Raw genomic sequence first — 13,760 nt, 5'->3', positions numbered from 1 at the left:
TGGCCCCGCCCGCCGCTCGTGCCTTCCCGGCCCGGCAGTAACGGCGCGATGCGCGCCCACTGCGCGTCGGTCAACATGTACTCCATTCCCAAACATACTAGCCACTGTTAACACTTCCTAGCTTTTAGCGCGTAGATTCGTAGCCTTATGCTGGAAATAATCCTCGAAATCCTGGTAGTGGCCGTGGTGGTGGGCCTGCAGATTCGCACGTTCCTGCAAACGCGGGCCAACGCGCGGCGACTGGCGGTCCTGTATCCGCCCAAGGAGAGCCTGCGCGTGGAGCACCGCATTGTGCTGCCCGATGGCCGCGACGTGCCCGATTACGCTGCCGATGCGCCCCCCGAAGCCTTTGCCTCCAACCTCATCAAGGCCGAAAATGCTTCCCCGGAGTTCCAGGAAATCCTGCTGGACACCAACGACTACCTGCGCCACAACAAGGGCGCGGCGGCCGACTTCGGCATTCTGAAAGACATATCGGAGCGTCAAAGCGAAGTGCTGGACAATGCGGTGCAGGCTGATGTAGCGACGCCCCTGTACCTGGGGCTGTTGGGCACGTTTCTGGGCGTGATTCTGGGCCTCGTGGGCATTGCGCGCAACGGCGTTTCCGATGAAAACGCGCTGACACCCTTCCTGACCGGCGTGCTGATTGCCATGACGGGCTCCTTCGTAGGGCTGCTGCTCACGCTGCTCGGCAACGGCGTGCTGCGCCAGGCCCGCCACCAGCTCGATAAGCTTCAGAACCAATACTACACCTTCCTGCAGGCCCGCTTGCTGCCCGTGCTGCACGCCGATATGGCCAGCTCGCTTACCAACCTCAAATCGGTGCTTGATGCCTTCAACCAGCAGTTTGTGGGGCAGATTGAGCTGTTCAATCCCTTGCTGGAAAAGGTGACGCAGAATATTCGGGTGCAGAGCGACTTTTTGGAACGCCTTGATACCATCGGCTACGACAAGATGGCGGCGGCCAATATCATGGTGTTTGAGAAGGTGCGCGAGTCGGCGGAAATGTTTGCGGCCTTCACCGGCTACCAGCAGCGCCTCAACGAAATGCTGCAGAACGGCTACCACTCGGCCGAAGCCGTAAATAGCATTCTGGACCGCCTGCGGGGCTTCGAGAAAGGCATCAACGACCTGGGCCAGTACATCGGGGGCAACAACAACTCGGTGCAGCTCATGCTGGATTTCTTCCAGAAGCACCAGGTGGAGCTGCGCAACCTCAAGGACCGCGCCGAGCAGCACATTGACCAGGCCGGTGTAGGCCTCGCCGACGTGATGGACAAGCGCCTGGCCTACAACGAGCGGCAGGCCCAGCTGGCCTACGAGAAGTGGCAGCAGTATTTCGAGAAGCTCAACGCCGACAACGTCTTCGAGAAGCTGCTGAAACAGATGGAGCCCTTCCAGAACCTCAACACCCAGCAAGCCGACCTCAGCCGCGACGTAACAGCTACCCAGCGTGAGCTACTCCGCAAAATCGAGCTGGACTCGCAGGTGCAGGCCAAGCTCCTGCTGGAGTTATCCAGCCTGAACACGATACTGGTGAAAGCCACCTCCAAGAACCGTTTTCAGCGGTTTATGGACAAGCTGTTTGGCGGTGTGAAGCCGGTGTAATGGCAGTGTCGATATGGATTAGAGCTAAAAGCTAGTTCCCCTCCTTGGAAAGGAGGGGCTAGGGGTGGTTGATTCGTTGAACGACCCGCTAGCTTTAGTAACCGTTCTAACGCCAGGTCAACCACCCCTAGCCCCTCCTTTCCAAGGAGGGGAACTAGCCCTCTAGCTCTAATTACTTTCCTCTCAATGAACAACGCCACCTCCAACAAGCGCCAAAATAACGACTTCTTCTGGCCCAGCTACGTGGACCTGATGACGTCCTTGTTCGTGGTGATGCTGGTGCTGTTCGTGTACAGCTTCAAGCTGTTCAAGGACCGGGAAGGGGAGCTGAAGCAGGCCAACGGCGAGCTGAAAGCCAAGGCCATTGAGCTGGAGCAGATTACCCGCATCCGGGAGTCGCTCAGGCGGCTGGAGGGGCGCTACTTCCGCTACGACCCCCAAAACGAGCGGTACGAGCTGAAGCTGAATGTGCAGTTCAAAGCCGGCCGCGACGAAATCCAGGACAGCTACAAGCCCGCCTTGCTGCAAGCTGGCCAGCTGCTGCAGGAGCGTCTACGCAGCCTCAGTGCTACCAATAGAGGCCAGAACGTGCGCTACCTGGTGATTGTGGAAGGCATGGCCGCCCGCTACCCCCAGGGCGACCCGCGCAACCAGCGCGAAGAGCAAACCACCTACCAGCTCAGCTACCGCCGCGCCCTCAATTTGCTCAACCTCTGGAAGCAGAACAACCTCAATTTCAGCCAGGACCGCAGCATTGAGCTCATCATCGGGGGCAGCGGCTTCTACGGCACCGGCCGCTACTCCGGCCGCCGCGAAGGCGACAACAAGCGCTTCTTGATTCAGGTGATTCCGAAGGTGGGGCGGATGCAATAATATCTCACATCCTAGGACTGAAGCCCTGGGCTATGTAGTGTTGGTACGATGTAGAGACGCAATATTTTGCGTCTCGCCATTGCTAACGTTGTTCAGATGGCGCAGGACCAGTAGTTCAACGACGAGACGCAAAATATTGCGTCTCTACATCGTTCATGGCTGACTCAAACAGCCGCTGAATTACACCGCCTGCAGCTTCGGCTTTTTCTTCTTGGTTTTGTTGCGGCGGCCCCACCAGATAACGGTGCCGGTTACGGGCAGACTGGCGCAAATTAGACTCCCCAGAAAAGCCACGAGTTTGCCGCCGAAACCCAGAATCTGTCCCACGTGCAGGTCGTAGTTCATGTCGGAGAACTTGGTGCCGGCGCTTTTGGTGGCGTGGAAGCGGGAGTCCAGCACCTGGCCCGACGCGGGGTGGAAGGCGTACTCGTCGCGGTGGTAGTAGTGCAGCGCCTTTTTGTAGGTCCAGCAGAAGGCGGGGGCTTTGCCCGCGCCGGTTGGGCCGATGAGTACCATTTCGTTGGCGGGCGAGAGGCGGCGTGCGGTGCGGTACACTACATCCGAAAGAGGCTGGGCGGCAGTGGGGACGGTTTGCAGGGTATCGAGCTTGGTTTCCATCAGCTCCTGCGGGGCCGGTTTGCCGCCATCCACTACATATACAATGGACTGCAGCATTCCGGGAAAAATCATGAACAGGCCCGACAGCGCCAGCACCAGCCCGATGCTGGCCGCGTAGAAGCCCAGCACGTTGTGTAAATCGTAGTTGACGCGGCGCCAGCGGGCTCCCCATTTGATGGTGAAGCGCTGCTTCCGCTCCTGCTTGCGCTTGGGCCACCACAGCACGATACCCGTCAGCAGCATCACCACAAAAATGGAAATACTGATGCCCACTACCCACTTGGCCACCGGCTCCGGCAGCAGCAGGTGCATGTGAATCTCCTGGATGATGGTGAAAAAGTGCGTGCGCAAATCCTGTTCACGCAGCACCCGGCCCGTGTAGGGATTCAACGACACCATAATGGGCGCGCCGGCCTTATCGGTGAAGAATACCGTGGCCGAGCGTTCCGGCCCGAAATACGTCGTCCAGCAGTCCGTCGTCTTTACGCCGGGGTGCGTGGCTAAGGCCGCCTTCTGCAACTGAGAGGGTAGCACCATAGCCGTTTGCTGCGCTTCTACCTTGCGCCAGGGCTCCGTCAGGTCCCGGATGTCGTCCTGAAACACGAAAATGGCGCCCGTCAGGCTCACGATGAACACGACTAGCCCAGAGGCCAGCCCCAGCCACAGGTGCAGCTTCCCGACGGTTTTCTTGAACGTGCTCATAGAAGGCGGAAAACGGCTCTGTCATTCTGAGCTTGCGAAGGACCTTATCACGTTGAAACGGTTCGTTCAGGCGTAACAAGGTTCTTCGCAAGCTCAGAATGACAGCCGATGATGTAAAAATTAAAACTTATACGCGACGCTGCCGATGATGCTGCGCAGGCGCTGGGGGTTCATGGTGGTGTAGCCGGTCCAGTACTGCTTGTCCGTGAGGTTATCCACCTTGGCCGAAATGCGGTACTTGGGCTGGTCGTAGAACACGGAGGCGTTGAACACGGTGTAGCTGGGCAGAATAAACACGTTGTTCACGGCGTTCTGCACCTTGTTGTCGCTCACGTAGTTGCCACCAAAGCCGGCGCCCAGGCCCTTCAACGTGCCTTCCGGCTGACGGTAGCTTACCCAGGCGTTGGCTAGGTAAGGCGAGGAAGCCGTGTTGGGCCGGCGGCCGTTCACTTCCTCCGGTGAGTCTTCAAACTTTGAGTCGTTGTAGGAAAAGCCCCCGATTACGTTCAGGCCGTGTACCGGATTTGCTACAACGTTGACTTCAACACCTTTGCTGCGCTGGGTGGCGTCCTGGGCGTTGATGGCTTCAAACGTGGTGGGCGCGTAGCCCAGCAGCCGCAGCCGGTCCTGCACCCGAATATCGTAGTAGCTCACCGTGGCGCTGAGGCGGCCGGCGGCGGCGTCCAGCTTCACCCCACCTTCCCACTGATTGGCGCGCTCGGGCCGGGCCAACGACCGGCTACCATCGGCGGCCAGGTAGAGGCCCAGGTTGTTGAAGCTGTTCTGGTAGTTGGCAAATACGCTCACCCGGTCCTTCACCGGCTGAAACACCACGCCAAACTTCGGCGACCAGGTTGTTTGCTTATAAGCCTGCACCGGCGAGTAAAACAGCCCACCTTTGTTATCTACATGGTCAACGCGCAGGGCAGCCAGCACGCTCAGCTGCTCCGTCAGGTTCAGCACGTCCGAGATGAAGGCGCTGTAGGTGTTGGATTTGGTGGTAACCAGGTAGCGGCCCCCACCACCGGCGGCGTACACGGCATTCATGTTGGTGCCGTTAAACTGGTCCAGTACGGGCCGGGGCGAGGCCAGCGCCACCGTGTCGAAGTTGCCGCCCAGGAAGTTTACGTCGGAGCTGACGCGCAGGAAATCCAGGCCCAGCACCACGCGGTTGCGCATATTGCCTACCTGGAAGTCACCGTTGACTAGCTGCTGCGCTTCCCAGAGTTGGCGCTGGCTGTTGTCCGTCGATTGGTCGGCGCGCACCAGGTAATTGGCCGCTTCGGGCAGGTCGGGGCGGCGGCGGCGGAATGCCGGGGTGGATGGCGTCAGGTAGAAGTAGGCCGAGTTACCGTCCGAGTAGCTGTTGCTGCTGGTCAGGTAGGTGGTGGCCGTGAAGGCGGGTGAAATCTTGTACTGCACCTGCCCGAACAGGTTGGTGCTGCGCGAGTCCTGAATCAGACCCGGGCCCATGTACGACTGCTGGTAGTCGAACGGCGACTTGTCGGGCCGATCGAAGCCCAGCACACTCGGCGGGAAGTACAGGAAGATGAACTGCTTGCCCGTGCCCCGGCCCTTGTAAATTTCAGCGTCCAGGTTCACCGTCAGTCGGTCGGAGGGCCGCCATTGCAGGCTGGGTGCAACGGCAAAGTTCTTGTTGAAGCCGGTATAGCCCTTGTTCTGAAAGTTGTCCTCGTAGGTGTACGCCGTGTTCAGGCGGATGCCCAGGGTTTTGGGCTGGTCGGCGGGCGTGTTGCTGTCCACCAGGTTCACGTCGGCCGATACGCGGTGGAAGCCGTAGGAGCCGGCCGCCACGTTCACCTCACCCCCGAAAGTCTCCAGCGGCTTTTTAGTGACGCGGTTCAGCAGACCGCCGTACGACGTCAAAGCCGAGCCGAACAGCGTGGCCGAAGGGCCTTTGATGACTTCCAGCTTCTCCAGGTTCACCGCGTCGATGTCGCCGGTTACGTTGCCGGCCACGCCATTGCGCAGCTGGCTTTGCGTCACGAAGCCCCGCGCGGCGTAGAAGGCGCCTCCGTCGCCGCCGCGGCCCGTGGCATCCCACATTTTCTGCAGGCCGGGTGCGTTGCGGGTCGCATCATCCACCGTAAATATTACCTGCTCGGTCAGTAGCTCCTTGCCCACAGTGGCGTACACCTGCGGGTTTTCCAGGTTGCTGAGCGGCATCTTGTTCACGTCCACGCTGGCGGAGCGGTTGAACTTGTTGGTGCGGTTACCGCTGATAACTACTTCCTTGAGTTGCTCGGCATTTTCCGTCAGCATGAAGTCGGCCACGGTAGCCTGACCGCCGCTTACTGTTACCGTTTTCTCCTCGCTTTTCAGTCCTACCGCCGAAATAACCACCGTGTACTGTCCGTCCCGGACCCGCTCAATCACATACTCGCCCTTGTTGTTGGTAATGGCCCCCTGGCTGCGCCCCTTCAGGCCCACGGTTACGGCTTCGGCGGGGCTGCCGTCGGAGGTGGTTACGCGGCCCCGGATGGCGGTAGTTTGCTGGGCCTGCACCGTGAGGGCACAAGCCAGAATGGTAGAAGTCAAGCCCAGGGAGCGAAGATTCAACATGGTGTGTGTTTGTTTAGAATAGGTCTAAAGTGCTGCAAAGGAACAGTAGAAAATCTGTTTAGAAAAATTCTTAATAAAATTAATGTCGCTACAGGGGAGTCATCTGCATCGTTTGGAATTTGAAAGAATCTGCGGCATTCGGCCAATCTGCGGCGTCTGTGATTTATCTTCGGCGCTCTTCCCGCTATTCCCAACCATGCAAAAAATCATCCTTCCCGTAGTAGCGCTGGCGGCCTTGGCCTCCTGCCGCTCCACCCAGTCGCAGGCGCCGGCCACTGCAGCAGCTGCCATTTCCACTTCCACCTCTGCTTCCGTGCAATATCCCCAAACCAAAAAAGTAGACCACAAAGACGACTATTTCGGCACCTCCGTGGCCGACCCTTACCGCTGGCTCGAAGACCTGGACTCGCCCGATACCAAAGCCTGGGTGGAGGCCGAAAACAAGGTCACCTTTGGCTACCTGCAGCAGATTCCGTTCCGCGACAAAATCCGGGAGCGGCTCACTAAAATGTGGAATTACGAGCGGTTTGGGATTCCCCAGCAGGAAGGCAACCAGCTGTATTTCAGTAAGAATGATGGCTTGCAGAACCAGGCGGTACTTTACACCCAGCAAAACGGGCAGGAAGGCCAGCCGGATTTGCTGCTCGACCCCAACAAGTTCTCCCAGGATGGCACCACGGCCCTGATGGGCACCTACTTCTCCAACGACCACCGCCACATGGCCTACGCCACCAGCGGCGGCGGCTCCGACTGGCAAAAGCTGAAAGTACTGGACCTGAAAACCCGCCAGCCCCTGGCCGATGAGCTGCAGTGGGTGAAGGTATCGGGCGCGGCCTGGTACAAGGATGGCTTCTTTTACAGCCGCTATGATGCGCCCAAGGCCGGCCAAAACCAGCTTTCCGGCAAAAATGAGTACCACAAGGTGTACTACCACCAGCTCGGCAAGCCGCAAAGCGCCGACAAGCTGGTGTACGAGGACTCCAAAATGGCGCTGGGCTTCCGCACCGTGGGCACCACCGAGGATGAGCGGTTTCTGGTGCTTTACCTCACCGACGGCAAGGCCGACGGCAACCGCCTGCTGGTGCGCGACCTAACCGACCCCAAGCAAGCCACCAGCTTCACGCCCATCATCAACAGCTACGAGGACAATAACTCAGTAATAGGCAACGTGGGTGGCAATTTGCTGGTGCAAACCAACTACAAAGCGCCCAACTACCGCGTCGTCCTCATCGACCCGAAAAAGCCCCAGGAAGCCAACTGGAAAGAGGTGCTGCCCGAAACCGAGCAAAAGCTGGAGGGCGTGGACCACGTAGGCGGCTACTTGGTGGCTTCTTACCTAAAGGACGCCAGCAGCCTGATTAAAGTGTACACCGAGAAGGGCCAGTTCAAGCACGATGTGGCGCTGCCGGCCATTGGTACGGCCTCGGGTTTTGGGGGCAAACGGGACTCTAAAGAGGTGTACTACGCCTTTACCTCGTTCACCTACCCAACTACCATCTACAAGTACGACCTCGCCTCGAACACCAGCACTGTATTCCGGGCTCCGAGCGTGGATGTGAAGCCGGCGGACTACGTAACCACCCAGGTATTCTACAAGAGCAAGGACGGGACAAAGGTGCCCATGTTCATCACCCACAAAAAAGGCGTGAAGCTGGATGGGCAGAACCCGACCTACCTCTACGCCTATGGCGGCTTCAACATCTCCCTCACGCCGGGCTTCTCGGTGGCGCGCATGCTGTGGCTGGAAAACGGCGGCGTGCTGGCTATTCCTAACCTGCGGGGTGGGGGCGAGTACGGCGAAAAGTGGCACCAGGCTGGCATGACGCCTAACAAGCAGAACGTGTTCGACGACTTTATTGCCGCCGCTGAGTACCTGAAGGTGCAGGGCTACACCAGCACCGAAAAACTGGCCATGGCAGGCGGCTCCAATGGCGGCCTGCTGGTAGGTGCCACCATGACCCAGCGCCCCGACCTCTGCGGCGTGGCCTTCCCAGCCGTGGGCGTAATGGACATGCTGCGCTACCAGAAGTTCACCATCGGCTGGAACTGGGCCCCTGAGTACGGCACTTCGGATAACTATGAGCAATTCCAGAATCTGTACCGCTTCTCGCCTTTGCATAATCTGAAGCCGGCCGCGTACCCCTCCACCATGATTACCACCGCCGACCACGACGACCGGGTGGTGCCAGCGCACTCCTTCAAGTTTGCCGCCGCTCTGCAGGAAGCCAACAACGGCCCCAAACCCCAGCTCATTCGGGTGGATGTGAATGCGGGCCACGGCGCGGGCAAGAGCACCAAGCTGCAAATCGAGGAGTGGGCCGATATCTGGTCCTTTGCCTTCTACAACATGGGCGTGAACCCGTATGGTAAGTAGTGCTGGTTGGTAGTTGTCGGTTGTTAGCTGATGGAACGAACTAACAACCGACAACTACCAACCAACAACTCATTTGCCGTATCTTCGCGGCCGCAACTCCCGTAATTGCCTCTGGCTATTTGCTTTCTGATATGAAAAAAGTACTCCTTTTCGGTCTGCTGGCCGTTTCCTCGCTGTCGGCCACTTCCTGCAAAAACCCCGACGTTCGTTCGGATGAAGATATTACGGCCAAGCCCCTGCCCGAAATTCCGGCCGCTCCTGACACCACGGGCGGCAAAACGGCCCCGGCTAATCCTGCTACCCGCGAAATCAACGCTGTAAACGCTACCGAGGACATCAAAAAGATGCAGCCGGTAATGTAATTGCCGCACGCACTCCCTAAAACAGAATGAGCAATGACCCCAGGTCGTTGCTCATTTTTCTTTCCTGCAAAACGAGTTCTGCGCGAGGAGGCCACCGTATCTTCACCACTCACCACTCACCACTCACCACTCACTACCATGAACATTCGTCGGGGCCGCGAGGCCGATCTGCCGCAGGTACTGGCCCTGATTCAGGAGCTGGCCGAGTACGAAAAAGCACCCCAGGAGGTCACCAACACGCTGGCCGACATGCAGCGCGACGGGTTTGGGCCAGAGCCGATTTTTCAGTTCTTCGTAGCCGAAGACGCGGCCGGTGTTATCATCGGCATTGCGCTGTATTATACGGCCTACTCCACCTGGAAGGGCCGCATGCTGTTTCTGGAAGACCTGGTAATAACCGAAAATCAACGTGGTACCGGCCTGGGGCGCAAGCTCTTTGATGCGGTGGTAGCCGAGGCCCGGCGCACGGGTGCCAACCGTATGAAGTGGCAGGTGTTGAAGTGGAATGAGCCCGCCATCGGCTTCTACAAAAAGCTGGGGGCCCACCTCGACCCCGAGTGGGACAACGGCAACCTCAGCCACGAGCAGCTGCACGCCTACGTCTGCCACCCGGCCGCCGAAGCCGCCGTGCAGGCTTAGACCTGTACAGTTCGTTATTCCGAGCGAAGCCGAGGAATCTCGCGTGCTGACAAAGTGGAACTGATGAAAATAAAGAAGGCCGCCCATCATGGGCGGCCTTCTTGCTGTAGTGCTTAGGTAGGCTCTATTCCACCACCTCCAGCATGGTGCGGAAGGAGGCGTAGCGGCCGGCGAAGTGCTTTTCCACTTCCGCCCGCAGAGAAGGGGCAGCTACTTCCTGGTATTCTTCCAGCTGACCTAAACTCACGCAATAGTATTGGGCAGCGTAGGTGATGCCGTTGTCCTCCTCATTGAGCAGGCGGCACAGCTGGCTTTTAATGAAGAAGCCGGTGGCCATAACTTCCGGAATATGTGTGTCGCGCATGAAGCTCACCCACTGGTCTTCAATTTCCGGGTCGAGGCTGGTGGTAACGTTGTATAGAATCATGGGAGAAAAGCCGAAGCGGTTCAGGGTAAAAAAAGGCTCTATGGGGTGCAGAGTAGAGGAACACAAAAGTCGGCCAAAAAATCCAACGTGCGCCTCCGCCAGCTTCCGGGTGGGCCTCATACCCGCATGCTGTCAAACTGAAACTGCTGAATGCGGGCCTGAATATCCTTGGAAGAAAGCTTTTCGCGAATGGCAACCTGCACTAAGCCGGGCAGCTCCTCGTCGCCGGCAAAGCGCAGAGCCAGAATCTGGCTGAGCTGAAGTTGAGCTTCCAGGGGGCGGAAGCTCTGGCCCGTAACCTCAAAGTAGCGCTGCCGCACTTCCAGCCGAATCAGGCGGTCCTGGAGTTGCAGAGCGTAGTGCTGGCGCATCATCACCAGCGCGCCCAGCCCTACCACGGCCAGGGCCATAACCGTGAACCACAGGCGCGAAATTTCATCGTCGTTGCCCGCCACGTCCAGGTAGCGCCGGATGCCGTAGCCCGCCAGAATAAGAGCCGCTGGCACCAGCACGAAATGGTGCCAGGGGTAGAACATGGGCGTGTTTTTGGTAGGTTGATTGGCCATTGGGAGCGGGAAGTGAGATGAGGGTAGAAAGGCGTGATACGAAAAAACTCCAGCCAAAGGCCGGAGTTTTCACGAGGTTGAGCAAGAACAGGACTACATCTTAGCGGCTTTCTGGGCTTCGCGGGCCTTGCGCTTCTCGTCGCGGGCGGCCTGCTTGGCCGCCGACTCCTGGCGGCTGGCTTCTTTGGCTACGTCGCGCTGGCGCTTGAGCTCTATTTTCTGCTCTTTCATCTGCCGCTTTTGCTCGCGCATGGCATTTTCTTGGTCGCGCAGTTGGGCTTTCGTTTGATCTACGCTGCTGCGGGAGGAAGCAGTTTCCTGCTTGCGGGCTTCCAAAGCCGCTTTGGCTTCAGTGGCCCGCTGCTGTTGCATCTGAATGCGGGCCTGGGTGGTATCAACCACCTGCGCTTGCGCGTGGCGGCCACTCAGGGCGAGGGCAGCAAGGACGGCTACAACTAGTATCTTTTTCATAAGAGGGAACGAAGCATAAAATGAGCTTCGCTCCCTAGTACGTAGGCGCCCGGGCACGGTTAGCTAGCAAGCAGGCTTATTCTTCCACGTAGTCCAGGTCTTTGCCAAAGCTTTCCGGCAGCGTGCTCACCGCCCAGAACGCAATAAGCAGGGAAACGCCGCCTACCACGGCTCCGGCCAGTACGCGGTTGGGGGTGCCGGGCTGGCCCAGCGCGGCGGCAGTGTACTGGAAAATGGGTACTAGCAGCACCACCGAGCCCCGGGCAAAGTTGGGGGCCGTGGTAGCTACCGTGGCCCGCAGGTTGGTACCGAATTGCTCGGCGGCCACCGTTACGAACAAGGCCCAGAACCCCACCGAAATGCCCAATACAAAGCACACGGCATAGAATACGGTGGGGGAGGCTCCCCGGATGGCAAACAGATAAACGCCCACCATCAGGCCGCAAAACGCCAGAAACAGCTGCAGCGCCCGGTTGCGGCTGCGCAGCAGCTGGCTGAGCGTGCCGCTGGCAAAGTCACCGAACACCAGCCCGAAGTAGCACCAGAACACGCCCAAGCCCGCCGTAACGGGACCAGTCAGGCCCAGATCCTTGCCAAACTCGGGGGAAAGGGTAATCAGGATGCCGACCACAAACCATAGCGGCACGCCAATGAGCAGGCACTTCAGGTAGCGGGCCAGGCGCGGGCCGTTGGTGAACAGGGCGAAGAAGTTGCCCCGCTCCACTTCGCTCTTTTTGGTTTGCTCAAACATGCCCGACTCGTACACGCCCACCCGCAACGCCAGCAGCGCCAGGCCCAGCCCGCCACCCACAAAGTAGGCATTGCGCCAGCCGAACCGGTCACCAACCCAATACGCCAGCATGGCCCCGGACACGCCCACAGTGGCCACAATCATGGTGCCGTAGCCGCGCTTTTCCTTGGGCAGGGTTTCGGAAACCAGGGTGATACCCGCGCCCAACTCCCCGGCCAGTCCAATGCCGGCAATCAGCCGCAGCCAGGCGTATTGCTCAATGGTTTGCACGAAGCCGTTGGCAATATTGGCCAGGGAGTAGATCAAAATGGAGCCAAATAGCACCGAGAGGCGGCCTTTCTTGTCGCCCAGTACGCCCCATAGGATGCCGCCGAGCAGCATACCGCCCATCTGCATGTTGATGAGGTAGAGGCCCTGACTGGTCACCTGGCCAGGGTCCGTAATGCCCAGTTCGTTGAGGCTCTGCACGCGCACAATGCTGAACAGAATCAGGTCGTAGATATCCACGAAGTAGCCCAAAGCGGCTACCACCACAATGGCGCTGAGCAGGCCGGTGGTTTTTGGGGGAGAAGCCGGTGTAACAGTATTCATGCGGGAAGGGAATTTGGGGCCCGCAGATTACGAATATTTACCGGTATGCAGTAAAGAACGGCCCAGTCCGGCAGTTGTAAGCTGTCGGGCCGGCTGTGGGTTGATTTATCCGCTCGTCGCCGCAACAACCTCAGCTAACGACAACCGGCCCAACAGCCTGCAGTTGCCGGAGCGTTCTTTACTGCTTACGCTACTGTTTCCTCGCAGCAGCCGTGGGCACCCATAGCCGGAAACTCGTCTTCCAGCTGCACGGTGCAATGACGGATGTTGAACTCGTGCAGAAGGTCGTGCTGCAGGTCGCGCAGGAACAGGTTGCCGTTTTCGCCGCCGGGGCGCACCAAGTGGGCGGTGAGGGCCGTGTCCTGGGTGCTGAGAGGCCAGATGTGCAGATCGTGGATGCCCGTGACGCCGGGGCGGGCCAGCAGAAACTGCCGCACCGCCGCCACCTCAATACCGGCCGGAGCACCTTGCAGGCCTAATTGTACGGTTTCGCGCAGCAGGCCCCAGGAGCTGTACCCGATAATGGCCAGAATGGCAAAGCTAATAACGGGGTCGAGCCAAAGCCAGCCGGTAAAGTACACCAACGCCCCGCCCACTACCACGCCCACCGACACCAGCATATCGGTGAGCATGTGCAGGTAGGCCCCGCGCACGTTCACGTCGCCCTTCTGCCCGCTGCGGAACAGCCAGGCCGTGAAGCCGTTGATGAGAATGCCCAAACCCGCCAGGGCCATTACTACCGGGCCGTTGATGGGGGCCGGGTGGCGTAGGTGGTCAACGGTTTCCCAGAGAATAAAGCCCAGCGCCAGATAGAGCAACGCCGCGTTCAGCAAAGCGGCCTGAATGGTGGCGCTTTTGTAGCCGTAGGTGAACCGCTCGGTGGCCTGCCGCTTAGCCAGCAAAGTCGCCCCCCAGGCCAGGGCCAAACTTAGCACGTCACTCAGGTTGTGGCCGGCATCAGAAAGCAGAGCCGCCGAGTTGGCCCACAGGCCCCCAGCCGTTTCCCCAGCCACAAACAGCAGGTTCAGGGCAATGCCCCAGCCAAAGGCCCGGCTAAAGTTGCCATCGGCGAGTGGGCCGTGGTGATGGTGGTCGTGTCCGGTGTGGTCGTGGGCCATGAGGGTTGGGCGCGGTAGTTGGCAGTAGATAATGCGCAGAGCCAAGCGGCGGCCGTTGAATTCAAAACCCTGCGCCT

At 59.1% G+C, this 13,760-nt stretch carries 12 protein-coding genes; 5 read left to right on the top strand and 7 right to left on the bottom strand.

What is annotated here, in order from left to right; all coding sequences use genetic code 11:
- Positions 1–147: 147 nt before the first annotated feature.
- Both ROI90_RS11465 and ROI90_RS11460 read left to right on the top strand, forming a co-directional pair.
- Positions 148–1,608 carry a hypothetical protein gene (locus ROI90_RS11465; RefSeq protein ID WP_315998482.1) on the top strand — a complete coding sequence of 487 codons (1,461 nt, stop codon included), beginning with the start codon at positions 148–150 and terminating at the stop codon, positions 1,606–1,608.
- A gap of 186 nt (positions 1,609–1,794) precedes the next feature.
- A complete protein-coding gene (locus ROI90_RS11460) occupies positions 1,795–2,481 on the top strand; it encodes a hypothetical protein (RefSeq protein ID WP_315998481.1) in 687 nt (228 codons plus the stop codon).
- Between the two features lie 180 nt (positions 2,482–2,661).
- Here the strand turns inward: ROI90_RS11460 and ROI90_RS11455 are convergent, their stop codons facing one another.
- On the bottom strand, positions 2,662–3,801 hold the full coding sequence (locus ROI90_RS11455; RefSeq protein ID WP_315998480.1) for a PepSY-associated TM helix domain-containing protein: 1,140 nt from the start codon (positions 3,799–3,801) through the stop codon (positions 2,662–2,664).
- A gap of 120 nt (positions 3,802–3,921) precedes the next feature.
- Entirely contained in the window at positions 3,922–6,384 is a 2,463-nt protein-coding gene (locus ROI90_RS11450) for a TonB-dependent receptor (protein ID WP_315998479.1), read from the bottom strand.
- 196 nt (positions 6,385–6,580) lie between these two features.
- On the opposite strand from ROI90_RS11450, the gene ROI90_RS11445 reads away from it, so the two are divergent.
- The 3 genes from ROI90_RS11445 to ROI90_RS11435 all read left to right on the top strand — a co-directional run bounded on the left by ROI90_RS11445 (position 6,581) and on the right by ROI90_RS11435 (position 9,759).
- The gene (locus tag ROI90_RS11445) at positions 6,581–8,758 is read left to right on the top strand and encodes a prolyl oligopeptidase family serine peptidase (RefSeq protein ID WP_315998478.1); all 2,178 of its coding nucleotides are present in this window, start codon (positions 6,581–6,583) and stop codon (positions 8,756–8,758) included.
- 131 nt (positions 8,759–8,889) lie between these two features.
- On the top strand, positions 8,890–9,120 hold the full coding sequence (locus tag ROI90_RS11440) for a hypothetical protein (protein WP_315998477.1): 231 nt from the start codon (positions 8,890–8,892) through the stop codon (positions 9,118–9,120).
- A gap of 138 nt (positions 9,121–9,258) precedes the next feature.
- Positions 9,259–9,759, top strand: a complete 501-nt coding sequence (locus tag ROI90_RS11435; protein WP_315998476.1) for a GNAT family N-acetyltransferase — start codon at positions 9,259–9,261, stop codon at positions 9,757–9,759.
- Between the two features lie 124 nt (positions 9,760–9,883).
- On the opposite strand, the gene ROI90_RS11430 is transcribed toward ROI90_RS11435, so the two are convergent.
- The 5 genes from ROI90_RS11430 to ROI90_RS11410 form a co-directional block, all read right to left on the bottom strand.
- Positions 9,884–10,186, bottom strand: a complete 303-nt coding sequence (locus ROI90_RS11430) for a DUF4286 family protein (protein ID WP_315998475.1) — start codon at positions 10,184–10,186, stop codon at positions 9,884–9,886.
- A gap of 116 nt (positions 10,187–10,302) precedes the next feature.
- Positions 10,303–10,752 (bottom strand): DUF6526 family protein, encoded by a 450-nt coding sequence (locus ROI90_RS11425; RefSeq protein WP_315998474.1) that lies wholly within the window; start codon positions 10,750–10,752, stop codon positions 10,303–10,305.
- 93 nt (positions 10,753–10,845) lie between these two features.
- Positions 10,846–11,223 carry a hypothetical protein gene (locus ROI90_RS11420; protein WP_315998473.1) on the bottom strand — a complete coding sequence of 126 codons (378 nt, stop codon included), beginning with the start codon at positions 11,221–11,223 and terminating at the stop codon, positions 10,846–10,848.
- Positions 11,224–11,299: 76 nt separating this feature from the next.
- Positions 11,300–12,565, bottom strand: coding sequence for an MFS transporter (locus ROI90_RS11415; RefSeq protein WP_315998472.1), 1,266 nt, complete (start codon positions 12,563–12,565; stop codon positions 11,300–11,302).
- A 185-nt stretch (positions 12,566–12,750) separates the two neighbouring features.
- Positions 12,751–13,683 carry a cation diffusion facilitator family transporter gene (locus ROI90_RS11410; RefSeq protein WP_315998471.1) on the bottom strand — a complete coding sequence of 311 codons (933 nt, stop codon included), beginning with the start codon at positions 13,681–13,683 and terminating at the stop codon, positions 12,751–12,753.
- Positions 13,684–13,760: the final 77 nt, after the last annotated feature.

The sequence above is a fragment of the Hymenobacter endophyticus genome (assembly GCF_032464715.1).
Taxonomy (GTDB): domain Bacteria; phylum Bacteroidota; class Bacteroidia; order Cytophagales; family Hymenobacteraceae; genus Hymenobacter; species Hymenobacter endophyticus.
Note: the sequence above shows the minus strand (reverse complement) of the source record. Positions and strands in the feature narration are given on the sequence as shown.